At 74.1% G+C, this 19,675-nt stretch carries 20 protein-coding genes and 1 tRNA gene; 10 read left to right on the top strand and 11 right to left on the bottom strand.

The window, feature by feature from the left end:
- Window positions 1-11: 11 nt before the first annotated feature.
- Genes NLX94_RS15000 through NLX94_RS14985 form a run of 4 tightly spaced genes read right to left on the bottom strand, consistent with a single transcriptional unit; the run spans window position 12 to window position 5,035 of the window.
- On the bottom strand, window positions 12-1,355 hold the full coding sequence (locus NLX94_RS15000) for an AAA domain-containing protein (protein WP_254383207.1): 1,344 nt from the start codon (window positions 1,353-1,355) through the stop codon (window positions 12-14).
- Window positions 1,352-2,947: a hypothetical protein gene (locus tag NLX94_RS14995; RefSeq protein ID WP_254383206.1), complete on the bottom strand. Its 1,596-nt coding sequence runs from the start codon at window positions 2,945-2,947 to the stop codon at window positions 1,352-1,354. The genes NLX94_RS15000 and NLX94_RS14995 overlap by 4 nt, the downstream gene beginning before the upstream one ends.
- The gene (locus NLX94_RS14990; protein WP_254383205.1) at window positions 2,935-4,167 is read right to left on the bottom strand and encodes a hypothetical protein; all 1,233 of its coding nucleotides are present in this window, start codon (window positions 4,165-4,167) and stop codon (window positions 2,935-2,937) included. Before NLX94_RS14990 ends, NLX94_RS14995 begins: the two co-directional genes overlap by 13 nt.
- Window positions 4,091-5,035, bottom strand: coding sequence for a phosphatase PAP2 family protein (locus NLX94_RS14985; RefSeq protein WP_254383204.1), 945 nt, complete (start codon window positions 5,033-5,035; stop codon window positions 4,091-4,093). Before NLX94_RS14985 ends, NLX94_RS14990 begins: the two co-directional genes overlap by 77 nt.
- Before the next feature lie 154 nt (window positions 5,036-5,189).
- Here NLX94_RS14985 and NLX94_RS14980 point away from each other — a divergent pair, with 154 nt between their 5' ends.
- Entirely contained in the window at window positions 5,190-5,786 is a 597-nt protein-coding gene (locus NLX94_RS14980; RefSeq protein ID WP_254383203.1) for a histidine phosphatase family protein, read from the top strand.
- Window positions 5,787-5,920: 134 nt separating this feature from the next.
- Here NLX94_RS14980 and NLX94_RS14975 read toward each other — a convergent pair whose 3' ends face one another.
- Window positions 5,921-7,270 (bottom strand): tetratricopeptide repeat protein, encoded by a 1,350-nt coding sequence (locus tag NLX94_RS14975; protein ID WP_254383202.1) that lies wholly within the window; start codon window positions 7,268-7,270, stop codon window positions 5,921-5,923.
- Between the two features lie 318 nt (window positions 7,271-7,588).
- Between NLX94_RS14975 and NLX94_RS14970 the strand changes: the two genes are divergently transcribed.
- From NLX94_RS14970 to NLX94_RS14960, 3 genes are read left to right on the top strand one after another with little or no spacing between them, the layout of a single operon-like run.
- Complete coding sequence (locus NLX94_RS14970) at window positions 7,589-8,044, top strand: hypothetical protein (RefSeq protein WP_254383201.1); 456 nt, start codon at window positions 7,589-7,591, stop codon at window positions 8,042-8,044.
- Window positions 8,045-8,078: 34 nt separating this feature from the next.
- On the top strand, window positions 8,079-8,975 hold the full coding sequence (locus NLX94_RS14965) for a spermidine synthase (RefSeq protein ID WP_374683950.1): 897 nt from the start codon (window positions 8,079-8,081) through the stop codon (window positions 8,973-8,975).
- A gap of 48 nt (window positions 8,976-9,023) precedes the next feature.
- Complete coding sequence (locus NLX94_RS14960; protein ID WP_254383200.1) at window positions 9,024-9,494, top strand: pyridoxamine 5'-phosphate oxidase family protein; 471 nt, start codon at window positions 9,024-9,026, stop codon at window positions 9,492-9,494.
- A 29-nt stretch (window positions 9,495-9,523) separates the two neighbouring features.
- Here the strand turns inward: NLX94_RS14960 and NLX94_RS14955 are convergent, their stop codons facing one another.
- Together NLX94_RS14955 and NLX94_RS14950 are read right to left on the bottom strand one after the other, a co-directional pair.
- Window positions 9,524-11,008, bottom strand: a complete 1,485-nt coding sequence (locus NLX94_RS14955; protein ID WP_254383199.1) for a class I adenylate-forming enzyme family protein — start codon at window positions 11,006-11,008, stop codon at window positions 9,524-9,526.
- A gap of 59 nt (window positions 11,009-11,067) precedes the next feature.
- The gene (locus tag NLX94_RS14950; protein ID WP_254383198.1) at window positions 11,068-11,604 is read right to left on the bottom strand and encodes a hypothetical protein; all 537 of its coding nucleotides are present in this window, start codon (window positions 11,602-11,604) and stop codon (window positions 11,068-11,070) included.
- Between the two features lie 79 nt (window positions 11,605-11,683).
- Here NLX94_RS14950 and NLX94_RS14945 point away from each other — a divergent pair, with 79 nt between their 5' ends.
- The 5 genes from NLX94_RS14945 to NLX94_RS14925 all read left to right on the top strand — a co-directional run bounded on the left by NLX94_RS14945 (window position 11,684) and on the right by NLX94_RS14925 (window position 15,079).
- Window positions 11,684-12,373: a response regulator transcription factor gene (locus NLX94_RS14945; RefSeq protein WP_254383197.1), complete on the top strand. Its 690-nt coding sequence runs from the start codon at window positions 11,684-11,686 to the stop codon at window positions 12,371-12,373.
- A complete protein-coding gene (locus tag NLX94_RS14940) occupies window positions 12,370-13,761 on the top strand; it encodes a HAMP domain-containing sensor histidine kinase (RefSeq protein ID WP_254383196.1) in 1,392 nt (463 codons plus the stop codon). The genes NLX94_RS14945 and NLX94_RS14940 overlap by 4 nt, the downstream gene beginning before the upstream one ends.
- Before the next feature lie 63 nt (window positions 13,762-13,824).
- Window positions 13,825-13,989, top strand: a complete 165-nt coding sequence (locus tag NLX94_RS14935; protein WP_254383195.1) for a DUF5993 family protein — start codon at window positions 13,825-13,827, stop codon at window positions 13,987-13,989.
- Window positions 13,990-14,000: 11 nt separating this feature from the next.
- Window positions 14,001-14,639: a disulfide bond formation protein B gene (locus NLX94_RS14930; RefSeq protein ID WP_254383194.1), complete on the top strand. Its 639-nt coding sequence runs from the start codon at window positions 14,001-14,003 to the stop codon at window positions 14,637-14,639.
- Window positions 14,640-14,776: 137 nt separating this feature from the next.
- Window positions 14,777-15,079 carry a hypothetical protein gene (locus NLX94_RS14925; protein ID WP_254383193.1) on the top strand — a complete coding sequence of 101 codons (303 nt, stop codon included), beginning with the start codon at window positions 14,777-14,779 and terminating at the stop codon, window positions 15,077-15,079.
- Here the strand turns inward: NLX94_RS14925 and NLX94_RS14920 are convergent.
- Both NLX94_RS14920 and NLX94_RS14915 read right to left on the bottom strand, forming a co-directional pair.
- Window positions 14,994-16,337 carry an MFS transporter gene (locus tag NLX94_RS14920; protein WP_254383192.1) on the bottom strand — a complete coding sequence of 448 codons (1,344 nt, stop codon included), beginning with the start codon at window positions 16,335-16,337 and terminating at the stop codon, window positions 14,994-14,996. The two genes, NLX94_RS14925 and NLX94_RS14920, sit on opposite strands and share 86 nt — an antisense overlap.
- 110 nt (window positions 16,338-16,447) lie before the next feature.
- On the bottom strand, window positions 16,448-16,951 hold the full coding sequence (locus NLX94_RS14915; protein ID WP_254383191.1) for a MarR family winged helix-turn-helix transcriptional regulator: 504 nt from the start codon (window positions 16,949-16,951) through the stop codon (window positions 16,448-16,450).
- Window positions 16,952-17,115: 164 nt separating this feature from the next.
- On the opposite strand from NLX94_RS14915, the gene NLX94_RS14910 reads away from it, so the two are divergent.
- The gene (locus NLX94_RS14910) at window positions 17,116-18,846 is read left to right on the top strand and encodes a VCBS repeat-containing protein (RefSeq protein ID WP_254383190.1); all 1,731 of its coding nucleotides are present in this window, start codon (window positions 17,116-17,118) and stop codon (window positions 18,844-18,846) included.
- Between the two features lie 51 nt (window positions 18,847-18,897).
- Here NLX94_RS14910 and NLX94_RS14905 read toward each other — a convergent pair.
- Both NLX94_RS14905 and orn read right to left on the bottom strand, forming a co-directional pair.
- A tRNA-His gene (locus NLX94_RS14905) sits at window positions 18,898-18,970 on the bottom strand.
- 96 nt (window positions 18,971-19,066) lie between these two features.
- On the bottom strand, window positions 19,067-19,669 hold the full coding sequence (orn, locus tag NLX94_RS14900) for an oligoribonuclease (RefSeq protein ID WP_250741286.1): 603 nt from the start codon (window positions 19,667-19,669) through the stop codon (window positions 19,067-19,069).
- Between the last annotated feature and the right edge of the window lie 6 nt (window positions 19,670-19,675).

Raw genomic sequence — 19,675 nt, 5'->3', positions numbered from 1 at the left:
CGAGAGACGGCCTAGGGCCGCCAGACCACCCGGTGTTCGGCCAGGTGGGCCAGGACCGAGTGGTTGGCCTCCCAGCCGTCGGGGAACTTCATCGTCACGCCCAGCTGCACCGGGTCCGAGGACGGGTGGGCGTCCAGGAGCTCCGCTATCCCCGCCCGGGCCACCACCACGCAGGCGTGCCGGTGCCGGGAGGCGAGGACGCACAGCCGGCCCGTCTCCAGGTGGAAGGCGGTCGCGTCGGGGCGGCCCGACAGGGGGTGCAGGACCACCGTGAGGTCGTACTCGCGGCCCTGGAGCCGGTTGGCCGTGTCCACGGTGACCCCCGTGACCCCGAGCGCGGACAGCGCCGAGCGGACCGCCGCCGCCTGGTCCCGGTGCGCGGTGCCCACCGCGATCCGGTCCGCCGTCAGCGGGGACGGGCCGCCCGCCTGCTCGTCCTCCGTCACCGCACCCCGGTCCAGCGCCCGGCGCACCACCAGGGCCACCGCCCGCACCGCCTCCGGGTCGGTGCGCGGGGTGTGCCGGGCCGGCAGTTCGAGGAGCCCCCACCCCGACTCGGCGGCCTCGTCCAGCACCCGGTCGGGGCCCGAGCCGTCGCCCGCGACCCCGTAGGACATCCGCCGCTCGCCCGGGCCCGTACCGCTGCGGAACCGCGTGTACGGGTAGAAGGCGCGGGAGACCAGCGGCGCGGCCGAAGCCGGCAGCCGCCAGGACACGGGCAGCCGGTGCTGCGGCAGGTCCGGGTTGTGCGCGAGGAGGGTGGACACCGCCGAGGCCGAAGGATCGTAGGACAGGCCCGCCCACTGCTCGGCGCCGACCACGCTGAACGGGTCCAGCTGCCCCGGGTCGCCCACGAACAGCGCCCGGTCGAACAGCCCGGCCACCGCCAGCAGCGCGTCCGACCGCATCTGGTACGCCTCGTCCACGATGGCGTGCTCCCAGGGCTCCACGTCCTTGACCCACGCCCACTTGGCCGCCGTCGAGATGGTGATGGGCAGCCCCGCGAGATCCCCCGGCTTCGCCGACAGCACCACCGAGTCCAGCTCGCGCAGGGCCGGATCGTAGGCGTCGCCCTCGCTGCTGTGCAGCCGGCCCACCTTCAGCTCCGGCTCCTTCGCGTGCAGCCGCAGCACCAGGTCGTCGACCTGGGCGTTCGTCTGCGCGACCACCATCAGCCGGCGGCCCGCAGCCGCCAGGTCCCGGGCCGCCCGCACCACCAGGGTGGACTTCCCGGCCCCGGGCGGGGAATCGACGACCACGCCCCGGGCCCCGCCGTGCAGGGTGTCGCGCAGGATGGCGTCGGTGGCCCGGCCGGCGGCCGCGCCCGGATCGAAAGCGGTGCTTGCGGTGCTCACAGCAGGTCCTCGGCGGTCACGGGGTCGGGCAGCGGCAGCGCGGGGGCGCCACCGGTCAGGTGCGCGGGCGGACCGCCGTGGGTCCACGGCGTCTGCTCGGGGTCCGGCAGCTTCGGGCCGCCGCGCGCATCGTGCTCGAACAGCGTCCAGCACACCCGGTCGCCCTTCTCCGGCACCGAGCCCGGCTCCGGGTCCTTGCCGCGGCCCATCTTGTCGAGGACGCGCAGCACGAGCCGGCCGTCCTCCTCCCGGCGCACGAACTGCGCGCTCTGCGGGCGCCCGTCGAGGGAGCGGTACACCTTGGGGCCAGTACCGCCCTCGCCGTCCTCCGTGAGCTGCGGCCGGTCCTCCGTGGCCACCCACACCAGCGGGCGCGGGCTCGGCCGCTTCGACTCCGTCCACTCCATGACCACTTCGGTGACCTCGCCGGCGAAGGCCTCGCCGGAGAGCCGCCGCCCCGCCATCACCAGCGGGTCGTCCAGCGCCTCCTGGGCGTCGAGCCGCACCTGCTCGGTCTCCCGCGCCGCGAGCTTGCGCGCGGCCGTCACCGCGTCGTCGCGGCGCGGCTGCGGGCCCTCGCCCGCCCGGACCCGGTCCCGGTGGCCGGTGTACGACCAGCGGTCACCGGTCCAGCGGTCCTCGGCCCGCTGTCCGACGGGCAGTTCGCGGAGCAGGTCCAGCGCGTGCCACACCGCCCACCAGGTGCTCTGCATCTGGTCCACGACCAGCCGGCGGACCGCCCGCTCGGCGAACCGCGGACCGTCACCGTCCCTGGGCTCGGTCATGCGCGCCGCGTCGAACTTCGCGATCGCCGGGGCCAGCAGCTTGTTGTCGAAGGCCGGATCGGTGGCCGGACCGGCCGGAGGGAGCAGCAACTGGCCGTGCTCGTCCCGGCCGAGCTCGGCCCGCAGCGCCAGCTCGGCGCCGGAGGCCCCCTCGGGCGGGTCGATCCACGCCAGCAGCGCCTGCAGGTGCTGGTCCTCCAGATTGCTCTGCCCGGTCGCCCAGTGCCGCGACAGCAGGTCCGTGGCCGACAGCAGCAGCGAGGACCCCGGTACCCGAGAGCGCTCGGCGAAGTGGGTGAACCAGCGGCCCAGCAGCGGGACCTGCGCGGGCGCCGGATACGGGTTCTCGGGGTCCTCCTCGGCGGTCCGCCGGAACCGCATGGACCGCCCCAGCAGCCGGACGTACTCGATGCCCGCGCGGCTCGGCACGATCAGCTGCGGCGCGTCCAGGCAGAGCTCGGCCTCCACCTTGACCCGCTTGCCCGTCTCCGGGTCGGTCTCGGTGCGCTCCACCGGCTCGACGGCGTCCGCGTACCCGTCGATGTACGGCACCAGGTTCCGGGCGAGCTCGGCCAGGAACTCCCAGCGCATGTCCCGGTCGCGCGGCTGCGGCACGACCAGGATCCGCGGGTCCTGCGGATCGGTGCCGAACATCGCACCCAGCGGTGCCCCGGCCTCACCCGCCGTCGTCAGCGGTACGAAGACCAGCGGCTGCTCGCCGAGATGCCGGTGCCGTACGGTCGCCAGCGGCTGGGCCCGCCCGGCGCGGACGGCCTCCAGCCGGGCCAGGGTGTTCAGCAGGGACATTCGACGGCCTCCGGGCGGATGCGGGCAGGAGCTTGCTCCAGTGCCTCGGCGCGCAGCCGGGCGGCGTACCGCAGCGCGGCCGCGGTGGGGTCCTCGAAGGCCAGGTCGGCGGCGGGGGCAGCGCCGTCGGGGTGTCCGGCCGCTGCCGCGAGGGCCGCCTCGACCGTGGTCAGCCCGCCCAGCTCGCCCCGTACGGAGCGGCCGAGCGCGGTCACCTCGCCGGCCGCGCGCGCCCGGTCCCGGCAGTGGAAGGCCAGCTCGCAGGCGGCCAGGCACTCGGGGGCGTAGGCGGCGGACACGGCCGAGACGGCCTCGGTCAGCTCCTCGGCGGAGCACGCCGGATCGAAGGTGAGGCCTTCGGGCAGGGCCCCGGCCAGCTCCTCGACCCGGGTGAGTCGCTCCAGCTGGCGCCGGGTCACCGAGCGCTCGCGGCGGATGTCGACCGGGGCGGCGGTGGGCAGGTTGGAGAAGTCCTTGGGGCAGACGAGCAGCACGGTGTGCCCGACCTCGGCGCCGGCCACCTTCGCCGCGGTCGCCTCCAGGGCCAGGACGTAGACGGCGGCCTGGCGGGCGGCGGCGCCCACCTTCGCGGCGTCGGCCGAGCCGTCGATCATCGGGAAGGACTTGATCTCCACCACGGTCCAGCGCCCGTCGGGGTGCACGACGACGGCGTCCGGCTCGAGGTAGGCGGGGGTGCCGGCCACCTCCAGCGCGAGCATGGGGTGGTCGAGCAGGGTCCAGGCCCCGGCGGCGGTCGCCTCGCGCAGGGCGAGCGCGGTGCGGGCGGCGCGGCCCTGGGGGCCGGCGGCGGTGAGGTCGGGGGTGAGGGCGTCCGGCCCGGGCGCGGCGGACGTGCCGCCGGATCCCGCCGCGCCTCCCGGCCCCGCGCCGAGGTGCTCGTACACCAGCCGCAGGAGCTCGGCCCCGCCGTCTCCCTTGACCTTGGCCTCGAAGGAGTTGCCGCGCACGATGGCGAACTGCGACTGCCCGAAGGGCGCGGGGGAGCCGAGGGCCGCCGCGAGGCCCGTCTTGTCCACGCCGGCGCCGTCGAGCAGGGCGCGTCTGCCGCAGCCGGGGTTGGCGGCGAGGGCCGCCAGCGCGCGGGCGTCGAGCGGGCGCGGCGCGACGGCGGGGCCGCGCAGGTCAGCGAGCCGTTGCCGCAGCGTCCTCGGGGGAGTCTGGGGCGTCGTCGGCTGACCGCTGGACAGGTAGGAGCTCACCCGCGGAAGTCTCCCATCCGCCACTGACAATCGTGGACTTACCGCGGAAACCGGCTGTTCGGGTGGCTTGCGGGGAGGAAGCGGCGGGTGCGGAGACCCGTTCGGGCCCCGCGATCCGGTCGGGCCCGGTGATCCCGCCTGGCCCGGTGATCCCGGCGGGCAGGGCGCGGGCCGCGAGGTAGCCGGCCCCCATCACGGCGGCCCCGGCGACGGCGTCGAGGAAGTAGTGGTTGGCCGTGCCCATGACCACGACGGTGGTGACGGCGGGATACGCGGCCCCGAGCGTCCGGACCAGCGGCCGCCGCGCGCAGCACCACAGCAGGACCCCGCACCACAGGGCCCAGCCCACGTGCAGGCTGGGCATGGCCGCGAACTGGTTGGTGAAGGAGCCGAGCCCGCGCGGCGCGCTGGCCTCCGCGCCCCACCAGCCGTAGGCGCTGTAGTGGGCCATCGTGTCGGTGAACCCGTAGGAGGCGTCGAGCAGCCGGGGCGGGCAGGTGGGCACGAGGGCGAAGCCGACGAGTCCGAGGAGGGTGGAGGCCATCAGCCAGGTGCGGGCGAAACGATACTGCTGGGGGCGGCTCCGGTAGAGCCAGACCAGCACCGCGGGGGTGACGAGGTAGTGCAGCGAGGCGTAGACGAAGTCGGCGGGTATGCCGAGGACCGCTTGGCCGGTGAAGAGCCGGTTGAGCGGCCGCTCCAGATCGAGGGCCAGGAGCTCTTCCACGCGCAGGATCGCGAGCCCGTGCTCCACCGCCAGCCCGACGTCACCCCGGGCCAGGAGTCTGCCGCCCGAGTACGCCCCGTAGACGAGTCCCAGGAGCAGCAGTTCTGCCCACCATCGCGGAGGCTGCCGCCTATTAGTCATACGGCGTATGACGTGCGTGAAGACTCAAGGGTTGCGTGGCGTTCACCTGATGGATGATGGAGCGGCGACGGAAACCCCGCAAAGCCGTGCGAATGGTCGGGGCCGTCGATGCTGATGCTCCGCCCATCTCGCCCCCTCGACCGGGAGAACTCATATGGCCCCCCGCATCCTCTTGGCCCGCCACGGCCAGACGGCGTGGTCCCAGCTCGGCAAGCACACCGGGCGCACGGACGTGCCCCTGCTGGAGGAGGGGAAGCGCGGCGCGAAGCTGCTCGGCGAGCGCCTCGCCCGCGACCCGTGGGCGAGCCTGCGCGGCCTGGAGGTGCGCACCAGCCCCCTGGTCCGGGCGAGCGAGAGCTGCGACCTCGCCGGCTTCGGCATCCAGGCCGAGCCGTGGGACACGCTGATGGAGTGGGACTACGGCGACTACGAGGGCATGACCCCGGCCGAGATCCAGGCGATCCGGCCCGGCTGGCTGATCTGGCGCGACGGGGTCCCGGGCGGCGAGTCCGTCGCCGAGGTCTCGGCCCGCGCGGACGAGGTCGTCACCTGGGCCCGCTCGGCCGAACGCGACGTCCTCGTCTTCGCGCACGGCCACATCCTGCGCACCCTGGCCGCCCGCTGGCTCGGCTTCGAGGCCTCCTTCGGCGCCCGCATCCGCCTGGACCCGACCTCCCTGTCGGTCCTCGGCTGGGCGTACGGGGCCCCCGCGCTGGAACGCTGGAACGACACGGGGCACCTGGACGCGTAGCCGGCGGCGCCGCACGTGCGGCTGACGCCGGCCAAATCCAGCCCCTCCGGCGTTTGAGGAGCGGGGTCCGGGGCGGAGCCCCGGGGGCTCGGGCGCAGCGCGCCCCGCCCTCCCCGGCCGCCCCCCCCGGAGGGTCAGGCCGAGGCGTGCCTGGCGAGGAACGAGCCCACGCGCGGGGAGCGCTGGTGCGGAACCAGCGTGCGGGCCGTCGCCGCCAGCATCGACTGGATCCGGGTCGACTGGACCTCGCCCAGCAGCTCCAGCACCCGCCCGCCCGCCCAGGCGGCCTCGTCGGGGGCGCCCGCGTGGGCCAGGTTGTCGGCCAGCTCCGCCGTGTAGAGGGCGACGTTGCGGGCGAAGTGCGGATCCTGGAGGTCCGCCGCCCGGCGTGCGTGCCGGGCGGCCCGGGCGTGCTCCCCGAGCGCGGCCCAGCAGCGGGACTCCAGGGATTCGAGCTCGGCCTCGCCGAAGAAGGACATCCACTCGGGGTCCGCCCCCGCCTCACCGCGCGAGAACTCCGTGTGCGCCCGGGTCAGCGCCTCCTCGCAGGCCTTGCGGTCAGACAGCCCCGCCCAGCCGCCGGCCTCCCGCAGGGCGAGCAGCGACAGCAGCCGCGGGGAACCGAGCGCGCGGGCTGCGCGGCGGCCCGCCTGGGCGGCCCGTACCGATTCGCGGGGGCGCCCGCAGTCCCGGGCGAGGAAGGCCATGTTGCTGAAGGCGTGCGCCTCCAGACCGGAGTCCCCGGAGACCCGGGCCGTGGCGAGCGCCTCCGCGTAGTGCGAGCGGGCGTCGTCGAACCGGCCCGAGTCGTGCGCGAGCCACCCCACCGAGATGGCCAGCTCGCCCGCGCCCGCGTGCAGCCGGTCCTCGGTGGACTGCCGGGTCGCCCCGGCGTCGAGCAGCGCGTAGGCGGTGCGCAGGGGTTCCGCGGCCCGCCGGTACAGGGCGTCGGCGCCGTGCCGGTCGTCCAGCAGCCGGATCTGGCGTACGGCGTCCTCGACGGCGGCCGCCTCGGACTCGCCGGCGCGGGAGGGGAGCCGGCGGGTGTCGCCGAGCAGGGTGAGGCTGAGGGTCGCGGCCGCCACGGTGGCGGAACCCCCCGCCATGAACGCGCGACGCAGCACGTCGCTCTCCTTGGAACGCGAAGGGGCGGGGGAGCCGGTGGGGTGGGGGCGCGGGCCGAAGGAGCCGAAGGGCGCTGCCTGTTCGCGCTGCGCCAGCCGGCCCCGTACCGTCTCGCGGGGGGAGAATCCCAGGTCGGCGAGGGTGCGGCCGGGGAACATGTGGAGGAAGACCCGCTCGTAGGCGTAGTTGGGGCAGCGGATCTCGCCGGACTCGACCCGGCCGATGTAGCGGGCGTCGCAGGAAACCGTTTCTCCGATTTCCTTGGCCGCCCTGCGCACCAGCGCGGCGAACTCGGCCGGGGAATGCTGACCGCGCAGCCGCCGGAAGGGGGTGTTGGGTGAGTGGGGGGACGCCGCCATGGACGTGGCCTCTCTGGGGCAAGGGATCGCGCTGCCGGTGACTGTGGGGCTGTGGGTGATGCCTGTGTGACCGTGCTGCCCGGCGGGCATGAACGTACCGCCAGCGGCGGAGGGTTGACCCGGTGTTTGGCTACAAAACGGATATCTCACCCGCGATCCGCCATGAACTGCCATCCTTTGCAGCGTCTTGCCACCGAACCTGTTGACGTTCCCGTGCGTTGAACCCATGCGGAGTGGGAGGAAGCCCGCGGGCTTCCCCGACCGCTCCCGCGAGGCTCGTACGCGGATCGAGGAGGGGTTCCCTTGGTGGAGGGCGGCATGGAGAGCACGGACACGAACACCGCGCCCGAGCCCGGAGCGCCCCTGACGGCGGGAGCTCCCTTCGCGGCCGCCGGGGCCTCCCTCGGTCTGGGCGCCCCGGACCTGGTCACCGTGCCCACCCGGCAGGGCCTGGAGGCCGTCGACATCATCCAGCGGGCCGCCGGCCAGGCCAGCCGCGCGGGCGGCGTCGGCCCGGTCCTGCACGACGGCTCGGGCAGCACCCTCGGCTTCCTCGTCCCGCCCGGGACCGCCGACCGGTGGGACCTCCCGGGCAGCGCCTGTACGCACACCAACGGGCGCGGCATGTGCTTCGGCGACACCTCGCCCACCGCGGGCGACACCGGCTGGCTGCTGCCGCCGGAGGCCGTCGGGCCGGTCACCGACCCCGAGGTGCTGCGGGCGGCGCTCGGCGAGGCGGCCCGCCTGATCGAGGCCGCGGACAACTGCCGCTAGGTGCTGTCGGGCCCTGACCAGCCATAATGAGGGTGTGGCGAGCAAGGGCAAGGGCAAGAGCACCGACAAGGGCAGTGACAAGCGGCGCGGGCGCGAGACCGCCGAGGCACCGGCCGGGCAGGTGGACGGCGGCCACGCCGCGCTGGAGCCCGACCGGGAGCGTGCGCGCGCCTGGACCCTGCTGATCGACGGAGCCCCGCAGTCCCACGTGGACCTGGACGACCCCGGACACCTGGACTTCTCCTACCAGCGCCGGATCGGCCATCTGATCGACCTCTTCGCCCCCGCCCGCCAGCCCCTGAACGTGCTGCACCTCGGCGGCGGCGCCTTCACCCTCGCGCGCTACACGGCCGCCTCCCGCCCCCGCTCGACGCAGCAGATCGTCGAGATCGACGCCGGGCTCGTGGCCTTCGTACGGGAACACCTGCCGCTGGACCCGCAGGCGCGGGTCCGGGTCCGCGCGGTCGACGCCCGGGCCGGGCTGGCGAAGGTCCCGGACGGCTGGGCCGACCTGGTGATCGCCGACGTGTTCAGCGGGGCCCGCACCCCGGCGCACCTGACGAGCGCCGAGTTCCTGGACGACGTACGCCGGGCCCTGGCGCCGGGCGGCTGGTACGTGGCGAACCTCGCGGACGGTCCGCCGCTCTCCCACCTGCGGGGCCAGATCGCCACGGCCGCGTCCCGGTTCGCGGAACTGGCGCTGGCCGCCGACCCCGTGGTGTGGCGGGGGAAACGCTTCGGCAACGCCGTGCTGGTGGCCGCCGACCGGGAGTTGCCCGTCGCGGAGTTCACCCGCCGGGTGGCGAGCGACCCGCACCCCGGACGGGTCGAACACGGCCGCGCCCTCACCGACTTCGCGGGCGGCGCCGTCCCGGTCTCGGACGCCTCGGCGGTGGCCTCGCCGGAGCCCCCGCCGTCGGTTTTCCGCTGACGTCGGGCGAGGTGGAATGCCCAGGTGGGCACGGGAGTTGATCGCGGCATGACTCAGAAGCCCGCGGCTCCCCGCGCCCTGTCCGACGAAGAACTCTCCGCGCTGCTGGGCACCCAGCAGTTCGGGACCCTCGCCACCAACAAGAGCAGCGGCCATCCGCATCTGACGACCATGCTCTACAGCTGGGACGCCGAAGCGCGGATCGTGCGGTTCTCCACGACCGCGGACCGCATCAAGGTCAAGCAGCTCCGGCGGGACCCGCGGGTGGCCGTGCACGTTCCGGGCGGCGACATATGGTCCTTCGCCGTGGCCGAGGGCGAGGCAGAGGTCTCCGGCATCACGACCGCGCCCGGGGACGAGGTCGGGCGGGAGCTGCTCGCGATGGTGCCGGAGGCCGCGAGGCCGCAGGGCCGCGAGGCCGAGGACGCGTTCCTGGAGCAGCTGGTCTCCGAGCGCCGCGTGGTCATCCGGCTGAAGGTGTCCCGCCTGTACGGGACGGCCCTCGACATCAACGGCTAGTGCGGTCACGGCACTAGGAGGTCACAGCACTAGGAGGCCGCCAGCTCCCGCAGCCGGCGCTTGTCCGGCTTGCCGCGGTCCGTCAGCGGGAGCTCCGGCAGCCAGAACACCGCCGCCGGCCGCTGCCCCGGCGCCAGCTCCGCCGCGACCAGCGCGCACGCCTCGGCGGCCACCGCGTCCGTCGGGGCGTGCCCGGGGGCCGCGACCAGGAAGGCGCACACCGCCTCCCCGGTGAGCGGGTCCGTCCGCCCCACGACGGCCGCCCGGGCCACGGCGGGGTGCCGGGTCAGGGCCGTCTCGATCGGGCCGCAGTAGATGTTCGCCCCGTGCACCATCACCACGTCCTTGACCCGGTCGTCGAGGTACAGGTACCCCTCGGCGTCGAGGTGCCCGACGTCCCCGGTGCACAGCCAGCCGTCGCGCAGCACCTCGGCGGTCAGGGCGGGCTGGTTGCGGTAGCCGGCCATCACCATCGGGGACCGCACCCACACCTCCCCGGTGGCCCCCGGCGCGGAGCCCCGTACCTCGACCTGCACCCCGGGCGCCGGACGGCCGACGGAGCCGAGCAGGTGGGGGCGGCCGGCGGCGGCAGCGTCGTGGTCGGCCGGGGAGAGCCTGGTGAGCACCCCGGCCTCGTTCATCCCGTAGCCCTGGGTCCAGCGCACCTCCGGACCCCACCGGGTCAGCGCCCGGCGCAGCCGCTCCGGGTGGACGGGGGAGTCGCCGTAGGAGACCCGTACCAGGCCGGGTACGCCGTCGGCGGTCTCCGGGTCGTCGAGCAGCCGGTACAGCATCGAGGGCGTCAGGTACGTGGCCGCGGGCCCGAGCCGCCGGCAGGCCTCGGCGAACTCCCGGGTGCCGAAGGGGTGCAGGATCTCGGAGCGGCCGCCGGTCCGCAGCTGCTCCAGGCACCGGCCGCCGGAGCGCTGGGAGAGCGAATCGGTCGACACGAAGGTGAGCGGGGCGGAGGCGGGGGCGTCGGTGCGGGTGGCCGTACGGGCCGCCATCGCGGCGAAGGTCGAGGCCACCCCCTTCGGCCGGCCCGTCGTACCGCCCGTGTAGGTCACCCGGGCCACGTCCTCGTCGCGCGCCGCCACCGCGACGGGCAGGGCCTCCCGGGCCGAGGCCGACTCCAGCAGTGCGGCCAGGGCGATGCGGGGCGCCGGGCCCGGCGGCACCGGGGTGTCGTGGACGATCAGGGCGGGCTCGCAGTCCCGTAGGAGGTGGTCGAGCCCGTGGGTCGCGGGGCCGACGCACACATGCGTCAGGCGGGCCCCCAGCACGTGCGCGGCGAGCCGGACGAGCAGGGTCCGGGGCGGATTGCCCGCCGAGACGACGGCCAGCCCGGAGCCGCGCCGGACGCCCAGTTCGCCCAGGGCGCCCGCCAGCCGGTACGTCCAGGCCAGCACCTCGGACTGGGTGAGGACCCAGGATCCGGACCCGAAGGCGGGCCGGTCCGCGTACCGCTCGCAGGCGTCGATCAGGTCGGTCACGTACCGCGCGCCGGTGCTCATGGCGCCACGGTATCCGGCGGTCCCCATCCGGAGGACGGGCCCTGCTCGGAGGACGGGCCCTACGGGTCGACGAGCTCCACCAGCGGCGGGTGGTCGTGCCAGGTGCAGAACACCGACACCTCGCGGCCGTCACGGGTGAAGGTGACGCGGATCCAGGACGGCTGCTTCCAGACCTGCATCCGCCAGCCGGCCAGCGGGGTCGCCGACACCAGCTCGGCGGAGGTGGCGCCGAGGTCGAAGACGACCCGGCCCCCCGAGACGCTGTACGCCTTCACGTTCCCGGCCGGGGGGACCTGCCGCTGTGGCCGGGGGGTGGGCGGTGCGGAGGACTTGGCGGAGGGAGAGGGGGAGGACGGCGTCGGGGACGCCGACGCCGGGGAGGACGGCGTCGCCGAGGGCGAGGGCTCCGGAGGCTGCGCCCGGTGCGTGGAGGAGGAGAGGGGCTGCGCGGCCAGCGGCACCGCGAGCGGCGGATCGTAGGCCGTGCCCGACATGACCGTGTGCACGCCCCACCACGACAGCGTCACCGCCGCCCCGGTGGCCAGCAGCCACGCCCCGGCGTGGCCGACCGTTCTGCCGACAAGTCCTCTTCGCATCGGGGGACATCCTGCACCACCTGTCCCAGACCTGGCCCGCCACCCCTCCGCATCCCCCGAATGGGCTACGGTGCGGGCCATGGCTAGTGTGCTCGTGGTCGAGGACGACCAGTTCGTACGTTCCGCCCTCATCCGGCACCTGACCGAGGCCTCGCACACCGTGCGCAGCGTCGGCACCGCTCTGGAGGCGCTGCGCGAGGTCGCCCACCACCGCTTCGACGTGGTCATCCTCGACCTCGGACTGCCCGACCTGGACGGGTCCGAGGCGCTCAAGATGCTGCGCGGGATCACCGACGTGCCCGTCATCATCGCGACCGCCCGCGACGACGAGGCGGAGATCGTCCGGCTGCTCAACGACGGCGCCGACGACTACCTGACCAAACCTTTCTCCGTGGAACACCTCTCCGCCCGGATGGCCGCCGTCCTGCGCCGCGCCCGCTCCTCCGCGGGAGCCGAGCCGCCCTCCCGCGTCCTGCGCGTCGGCGGCCTCGCCATCGACCCGCTGCGCCGGCAGGCCGAGCTGGACGGGGCGGTACTGGACCTCACGCGGCGGGAGTTCGACCTGCTGGCCTTCCTCGCCGGACGGCCCGGCGTGGTCGTGGCCCGCCGGGAGCTGCTCGCCGAGGTCTGGCAGCAGTCGTACGGCGACGACCAGACCATCGACGTCCACCTGTCGTGGCTGCGCCGCAAGCTCGGCGAGACCGCCGCCAGCCCGCGCTACCTGCACACGCTGCGGGGGGTCGGGGTCAAGCTGGAGCCGCCGGCGTGAGGTGGGCCCTGGTCAAGGTCTGCCTCGCGGTCACCGTGATGGTGGTCGTGGCCTTCGCCGTGCCCCTCGGGCTGGTCGTCCAGGAGATGGCCAGCGACCGGGCGTTCTCCAACGCCGAGCGGCAGGCCGCCACCATCGGGCCGACGCTGTCCATCACCACCGACCCGGTGCAGCTGCGCAAGGCCGTGGAGTCCACGCAGATGGGCGCCGACCGGCGGATGGCCGTACACGTGCCGGCCGTCGGGGACAGCCCGCGCGTGGACATCGGCGACGGCTGGGCCGGCGAGCGCGCCGTCTCCGAGGTCCGGCGCATCGGGCGGGCCGCGACGGCCCCGGTCGCGGGCGGCGGCTTCGCGCTGCTCCAGCCCGTGGCGCTCGGCTCCGGGGACATCGCCGTCGTGGAGATCCTCGTACCGGAGAGCGAGGTCAGCAATGGCGTCGCCACCGCCTGGGTGGTGCTGGCGGGCGTCGGACTCGCCCTGGTCGTGGGCTCGGTGGCGGTCGCGGACCGGCTCGGCGCCCGCCTGGTGCGACCGGCCGAGCGGCTCGCGGACGCGGCGCACCGGCTGGGCGAGGGGCGGCTCGGAGCGCGGGTCCCGGAGGAGGGTCCGAAGGAACTCCGCTCGGCGGCCGTCGCCTTCAACTCGATGGCGGACCAGGTCGTGGAACTCCTGGCCAACGAGCGGGAGCTGGCCGCCGACCTCTCGCACCGGCTGCGGACCCCGCTGACGGTGCTGCGCCTCAACGCGGCCTCGCTCGGCGACGGCCCGGCCGCGGAGCAGACCCGGGCGGCCGTGGAGCAACTGGAACGGGAGGTCGACACGATCATCCGTACCGCCCGCGAGCAGCGCCCGGCCGGCGCGCAGGGGCCCGGGGCCGGCTGCGACGCCTCCGAGGTGATCCGCGACCGGATGGGGTTCTGGTCGGCGCTGGCGGAGGACGAGGGCCGCGAGGTGCGGCTCGCCGGGGTCGACCGTACGGTACGGATCCCCGTGGCCCGGCCGGAGCTGGCCGCGGCGCTGGACGCCATGCTGGGCAACGTGTTCCGGCACACCCCCGAGGGCACCCCCTTCGCGGTGGACGTCCACGACGCGGGGGACGCGGTCATCGTGCTCGTCTCGGACGCGGGCGGCGGCATCGCCGATCCGGACGCGGCCCTGCGGCGCGGCAACGACGGCGGCCGCGACGGGTCCACGGGCCTGGGGCTGGACATCGTCCGGCGGGTCGCGGAATCGACGGGCGGGGACGTGCGGCTGGGGCGTTCGGTGCTCGGCGGCACCGAGGTGCGGGTGTGGATCGCGCTGGACGGGCGGGCGCGGGGGGAGTCGGCCCGGACCGGACGGGGCCGGCGCAAGCGGCGCGGGCACGCGGCGGGGCGACCGGCGTAACCCTGGGGGCGGCGGGGGCGCGCCGCGTGTCCGGTATGTCCCCCTGTCGGTACGGTCCGCGCCATGGACACCCTCATCTTCGGCGGCCTCCTCGCCACGCTGATCGCGATGTACCGGGGCGCCCCGCGGTTCGTCGTGCTCGGCGCCTGGTGGCTCATGCTCCTCGCCGTGATCCTGCTGATGGCGCACCACATCACCAGCGGCCTCGCCCTCACCTTGAGCTACTGACCGTGGCCGCGATGTCCAGCCTCCTCCCGGAGGCACAGCCGGAGGGCGGCCTGCTGGGCCGGGTGCAGTTCTGGTTCGCGTGCTTCTTCGCCATCGGCTGGACGGGGGTGGTGTGCGGCGGGCTGTTCTACCAGTTCGGCCTGTGGGAGTACCCCTGCCCGCTCTGCATCGTGCAGCGGATGTTCATGCTGCTGGCGGCGATGGGCGCGGCCCACATCATCCGGACCGCGCTGTCCTACGGGGCGGTGACCGGACGCGACTACATGATGGGCTGGGGCCTGTCCCTGGTCGCCGTGATCGCAGGCTCGTTCGCCTCGTGGCGGCAGACGATGCTGCACATCCTGCCGGGCGACAAGGGGTACGGGAGCGAGGTGTTCGGCCTGCACCTCTACGTCTGGGCGTGGATCCTCTTCCAGGCCTCGGTCGTCGCCGTGGGCATCGTCCTGGCCTTCGCCCACGCCACCGCGGACCGCTCGGTCCCGGCGCAGGACCCGGGCCCGTACCGCACGGTGGGGACGGTCGCGCTGTGGTTCCTGGGGCTGGTGATCGCCGTGAACGTCGTGGCCGTCTTCCTGGAGGAGGGCTTCCACTGGTTCCTGCCGGACGACCCGACGCGCTACCAGTTCTTCTACGACGTGGGGATCCTGTGACCCGGCGGATCCGCATCCGTGGTGGTGTCCGTACCCCCTGCGCGAACCGGACGGCGTAGCCCCCGCCCGGACGGAGGCGGAGATGTTGCCGCCCCCCGTAACCGCGCCCAGGGTGGCCGTGAGGAAAGGAGCCGCGCATGAGAGTCATGCTCAGGGCCCACTTCGACACGGCGGCTACGAACGAGGGCATCAAGAGCGGCGCCCTTCCGGCGGCCATCAAGAAGCTCATGGACACGGTGAAGCCGGAGGCCGCCTACTTCGGCCTCCACGAGGGCGTCCGGTCCTGCTGGCTGGTCTTCGACCTCCAGGACAGCTCCCAGATGCCGTCCCTGATGGAGGACCTGTTCCTGCAGTTCAACGCCGAGCTGGAGGTCGGCCCGGTGATGAACGCCGAGGACCTGGCGAAGGGTCTGGCGGCGATGAAGTCCTCGCCGGGCTGAGCCGCGGCTCGGGATCCGGCGCCGGGTCCGGCGCGGGGTCCGCTCCGGGCCGCGGCCCGAGCACCCGGTCGGCGGCCGCCCACGCCAGCGCCGCGGAGGCGGCCGCGGCCGCGCACGACACGGCGAAGGCCGCCCGGTACCCGTAGGCCGCGGCGAGCGGACCGGAGGCGGCAGCGGCCAGCGCCTGCCCGATGATCAGACCGCTGCCGGCCAGGGTCATGGCCTCGCCCATCCGCCGCGCGGGACCGGCCCGTTCCACGAGGCCGAACAGCGCGATCAGGTGCGGTGCGACCGCCAGTCCGATCCCGGCGACGGCGAAGGCCGCGCCCCACAGCCCGCCGACGGCGAGCAGCGGCAGCGTCAGCAGCGCCTGGGCGGCGATGGTCCGGCGCAGCCGGACGGTCAGGTCGGCCTTCCCGGGCCGGGCCACGGTCACGAAGCCGGCCACCGAGCTGGTCACCGCCATGGCGGCCCACACGAGCCCGGCGGCCCCGGGGGAACCGACCGCCACGGCGAGCGCGTTGACCCCGGTGTTGGCCCCGCTCCACGCGGCGCCCTGCAGGACGGCCACGAGGAACAGCAGCGCGAGCCCCGGAGACCACAGCCGTACGCCGTCCCGCGCGGCGGCGCCCGCTCCCGTCGGCCCCGGCGCCGTGGGATGCACGGCGAAGAGCGTTCCGAACACCAGCCCCAGGGCGGCCGCGAGGAGCAGCGCCGACGCGGGGTGCACGGTCACCGCGAGGATCCCGGCCAGCGCGGGCCCCACCATGAAGCCGACCTCGTCGAGGGTGGTGTCGAAGGAGAGCGCGGACCCGACCAGGGCCTTGTCCTCTCCGGCCAGCCGCGCCCACCGGGCCCGGGCCAGCGGTCCGACCTGGGCCGTCGTGAGTCCGGCGGCGACGGCGAGCGCGATGCGGGCGGCGAGCGGCAGTCCGCCGAGGACGGCGGCGACGAGGGCGAGGAGCACGGCGGCGTTCGCGGCGCAGGCGGCCAGCAGGACGGGCCGGTGGCCGCGCCGGTCGGCGAGCCGGCCGATGACCGGGCCGCCGAGGGCCTGCCCGAGCCAGAGGGCGGCGGCCATGGTCCCGGCGTCGCCGATGCCGTCGCGCTCGTTGATCAGCAGCAGCGTCCCGATGGGGCAGAGCGCGGCGGGGAGGCGGGCGAGGAACCCGTGGACGGGCAGGGCCGGGCCGCCGAGGGCGAGCACGCTGCGGAAGCCGGCGGGGGCGGGCGCGGGTGTGGGCATGGGTGCGGGCATGGACAACCTCCAGCCGCACGCCGACCCTCCCGTTTCTCCGGCGCGCGCCGTTGCCCGTTGGGCTGGACGCTAACGCCGGAGCGGCCGGTTGGGAAGGGCCCCGGGAAGGGCTAGGGGGTGTCGTCGCCCGAGGTCAGCCGCTGGGCCTGGGTGCGGCCGACCTCGGCGGTGCGGTGCAGGTAGTCGGCGATGACGGCCAGTTCGGAGTCGGAGTAGCCCGCCAGAACGGCGCCGAAGGCCCGGCCCGGGGTCTCCCAGGCGGCGCCGATCCGGTCGCGGGCGGCGGGGGAGAGGGCGACGAGGGAGCGGCGGCGGTCGTTCGGGTCGGCGTGCCGCTCGACGATGCCGGCCTTGACCAGGCGGTCCACGAGGCGGGTGGCGGAGCCGGAGGTCAGGCCGGTGAGGCGGGCGATGCCACCGGTGCTGACCGGGCCGGGCTCCATGCCGAGGAGGGCGACGCACTGCATGTCGGTGGGGTGCAGGCCGACGTGGTCGGCCATGGCCTGGTTGAAGAGCGAGTAGTCGGCGTGGTGCCGCCGGCTCTCGGTGACGATGCGCGCGAGCAGCTCGGCGCGGGTCCAGTCCTCACTCGAACGGGCGTAATCCGTTGACATCGGCTTCTCCGGGGTCCAAATTTATCTGTGTAACGCAGAGATTGCGCCACGCAGAATCTGCGTCACGTATTCAGTCTAGGACAGGGCGAACGGGAACCCGAGCGGAATCGTCGGCGATCGTGCGTGCTAGCGTCCGCCGATTGATCGATCTCCCTGGGGGGCACATGAGAAGGCTTTTGGGTGCTGGTGTCGCGGTTGCGCTGCTGGTCACCGGTGGTATCGCGGGTGCGGGCACGGCCGTGGCGGCCGGGGATCCGACGTTCTACTTCAGTCCTGTCGAGGACAAGGTCCTGATGCCGGGCGAGGGCTGGGCCCAGTTGTCCCCGTCGGGCACCGGCGGCCAGAACACAGGGGAGCCGGACGGTACGTACGTCTATGTGGTGAGCAAGAAGCCGCTGACGGATGCCGGCTGGTCCGGCGGCGGGCTCCCTGCCGGTCTGAAGGTGGACTCGCACGAGGGCTGCACGGCGAAGGCCGGGGTGGCCGGGGTGTACTTGTGCGACCTCGACGGAGGCTGGAGCAACCCGGCGCCGTGGATCTCGGCGACGAGTGGCGCGGCGGACGGCACGACGGCCTACTACGGGCTCGTCTACGTGCCGCGCGGTGCCAGCATCACTGCGGGCATCAAGGAGGCGCAGACCGCGGGCTCCAAGGCCATCGGTCCGCGCCGGGCGCACGCCACCGTCACGGCGAAGACCAAGGCGCACGTCGCGCAGAACACCATCAAGCTGTCGACGCCGACGCTGCCGGCCGGCGGCACGGTGAAGCACACGGTGAAGCTGCACGCGGTCGACAAGGGCAAACTGCAACTGGGCCTGACCGCGGCAGCGGGCTTCCGCTGGTGGGACCAGGGCGAGCTGAAGATCAGCGTCGTGGACTCCGGTGCAGCCGGTGCCAGCGGTGCCGAGTGCTCCCACTCGACCGGCGAGATCGGCTACGGCGGCGTCTGGTGCGACATCGCGAAGCCCGGTGACTACACCCTCACCTACACGCTGAAGGCCGAGGCGAAAGCGCCTGCGTGGAAGCTGACCACCACCGCGGTCTACGAGGTGTACGCCTACGGCACGGGCAACCCGGAGAAGACTTCGGACTTCGCGGTCGCCGGCTCGATACCGGTGACCGAGCGGTACCGGCTCGTGGGCCGTGACGCCGAGGGCGGTCTGTGGGACCACAAGGGCACCGGCAAGGTTGCCGAGCCGTTCACCCCTGTCGACCCGGTCGGCGGCAGCTTCGACTGGAACCAGTACACCGCGCTGACCCGGCTGGGGCCGGTGACGATCCAGAGCACCGGGCCGGGTGCGGTGGGCCGTGACAAGGCCGGGGTGCTGTGGTTCCACCCGATGTCGGGTGACGGTGGCATCTACAAGGACCGGATACGGGTCGGGTCGGGGTGGAACACCTACAACACCCTGGTGAGTGTCTCCGATCTGACCGGTGACAAGAAGGCGGATCTGCTGGCGCGGGACGCGGTGGGCGGTCTGTGGCTGTACGCGGGGACGGGTGTGGACGCGAAGCCGTTCGCGACCAAGGTGCAGGTCGGCCGTGGCTGGGGGGTGTACGACCAGCTGGCGGGCGGTGTCGATCTGACCGCCGACGGCAAGGCCGACCTGGTGGCCCGGGACAAGGCGGGCCGGCTGTGGCTGTACGAGGGCACCGGGGTGGCGGCGAAGCCGTTCGCGCTCAAGAAGCAGGTGGGCACCGGCTGGCAGATCTACAACTCGATCGTGGCTCCGGGCGACCTGACGTCCGACGGCAAGGCCGACCTGGTGGCCCGGGACAAGTCCGGCAACCTGTGGCTGTACCAGGGCAACGGCGTCCCCGCCAAGCCGTACATCCCGCGGGTGAAGGTCTCTGTCCTCGGCACCGGCTTCGACAAGTACAACCTGCTGTTCTGAGAAACGCGGAAGGCCCCGGTCCGCTTTCGCGGACCGGGGCCTTCTCGTCAGGGTGAGTGACGGGACTTGAACCCGCGGCCACCTGGACCACAACCAGGTGCTCTACCAACTGAGCTACACCCACCATGTCCGGTCGGAAAACCGACCGGCCGAAGAAAAGGGTACAGGGTCCGGGAGGGTGCTCGCTCCCCCCTTTCCCCGCACCCCTCTCCGGTGGCCGCTAGGCCCCAGGAACGACGTGCTTGGCGGCGATGGTGCGCGCCGTGTCCGAGTCCGGACCGGGCTGCGGCACGAAGACGGCCTCCCGGTAGTAGCGCAGCTCGGCGATGGACTCCTTGATGTCCGCGAGCGCCCGGTGGTTGCCGTTCTTCGGGGGGCTGTTGAAGTAGGCGCGCGGGTACCAGCGCCGCGCCAGCTCCTTGATCGAGGACACGTCCACGATCCGGTAGTGCAGGTACCCCTCCAGTGCGGCCATGTCGCGCAGCAGGAAGCCGCGGTCGGTGCCGACCGTGTTTCCGCAGAGCGGGGCCTTGCGGGGTTCCTTCACGTGTTCCCGTACGTAGGCCAGGACCTGGGCCTCCGCGTCCGCGAGGGTGGTCCCGCCGGCCAGCTCGTCGAGCAGGCCGGACGCCGTGTGCATCTCGCGCACCACGTCGGGCATGGTTTCCAGGGCCGCGTCCGGCGGGCGGATCACAATGTCCACGCCTTCGCCGAGCACGTTGAGCTCCGAGTCGGTGACCAGTGCGGCCACCTCGATAAGTGCGTCGTCCGTCAACGAGAGCCCGGTCATCTCGCAGTCGATCCACACCATGCGATCGTTCATGCGCCC

Origin of the sequence: Streptomyces sp. TBY4, from assembly GCF_024213195.1 — a bacterium.
Taxonomy (GTDB): domain Bacteria; phylum Actinomycetota; class Actinomycetes; order Streptomycetales; family Streptomycetaceae; genus Streptomyces.
Note: the sequence above shows the minus strand (reverse complement) of the source record. Positions and strands in the feature narration are given on the sequence as shown.

Coding starts and splice junctions, on each gene's coding strand:
- NLX94_RS14995 (WP_254383206.1), bottom strand. CDS start 2,947: ATGTCCCTGCTGAACACCCTGGCCCGGCTGGAGGCCGTCCGCGCCGGG.
- NLX94_RS14985 (WP_254383204.1), bottom strand. CDS start 5,035: ATGACTAATAGGCGGCAGCCTCCGCGATGGTGGGCAGAACTGCTGCTC.
- NLX94_RS14980 (WP_254383203.1), top strand. CDS start 5,190: ATGGCCCCCCGCATCCTCTTGGCCCGCCACGGCCAGACGGCGTGGTCC.
- NLX94_RS14975 (WP_254383202.1), bottom strand. CDS start 7,270: ATGGCGGCGTCCCCCCACTCACCCAACACCCCCTTCCGGCGGCTGCGC.
- NLX94_RS14970 (WP_254383201.1), top strand. CDS start 7,589: ATGGAGAGCACGGACACGAACACCGCGCCCGAGCCCGGAGCGCCCCTG.
- NLX94_RS14960 (WP_254383200.1), top strand. CDS start 9,024: ATGACTCAGAAGCCCGCGGCTCCCCGCGCCCTGTCCGACGAAGAACTC.
- NLX94_RS14955 (WP_254383199.1), bottom strand. CDS start 11,008: ATGAGCACCGGCGCGCGGTACGTGACCGACCTGATCGACGCCTGCGAG.
- NLX94_RS14950 (WP_254383198.1), bottom strand. CDS start 11,604: ATGCGAAGAGGACTTGTCGGCAGAACGGTCGGCCACGCCGGGGCGTGG.
- NLX94_RS14945 (WP_254383197.1), top strand. CDS start 11,684: ATGGCTAGTGTGCTCGTGGTCGAGGACGACCAGTTCGTACGTTCCGCC.
- NLX94_RS14935 (WP_254383195.1), top strand. CDS start 13,825: ATGGACACCCTCATCTTCGGCGGCCTCCTCGCCACGCTGATCGCGATG.
- NLX94_RS14930 (WP_254383194.1), top strand. CDS start 14,001: ATGTCCAGCCTCCTCCCGGAGGCACAGCCGGAGGGCGGCCTGCTGGGC.
- NLX94_RS14925 (WP_254383193.1), top strand. CDS start 14,777: ATGAGAGTCATGCTCAGGGCCCACTTCGACACGGCGGCTACGAACGAG.
- NLX94_RS14920 (WP_254383192.1), bottom strand. CDS start 16,337: ATGCCCGCACCCATGCCCACACCCGCGCCCGCCCCCGCCGGCTTCCGC.
- NLX94_RS14915 (WP_254383191.1), bottom strand. CDS start 16,951: ATGTCAACGGATTACGCCCGTTCGAGTGAGGACTGGACCCGCGCCGAG.
- NLX94_RS14910 (WP_254383190.1), top strand. CDS start 17,116: ATGAGAAGGCTTTTGGGTGCTGGTGTCGCGGTTGCGCTGCTGGTCACC.
- orn (WP_250741286.1), bottom strand. CDS start 19,669: ATGAACGATCGCATGGTGTGGATCGACTGCGAGATGACCGGGCTCTCG.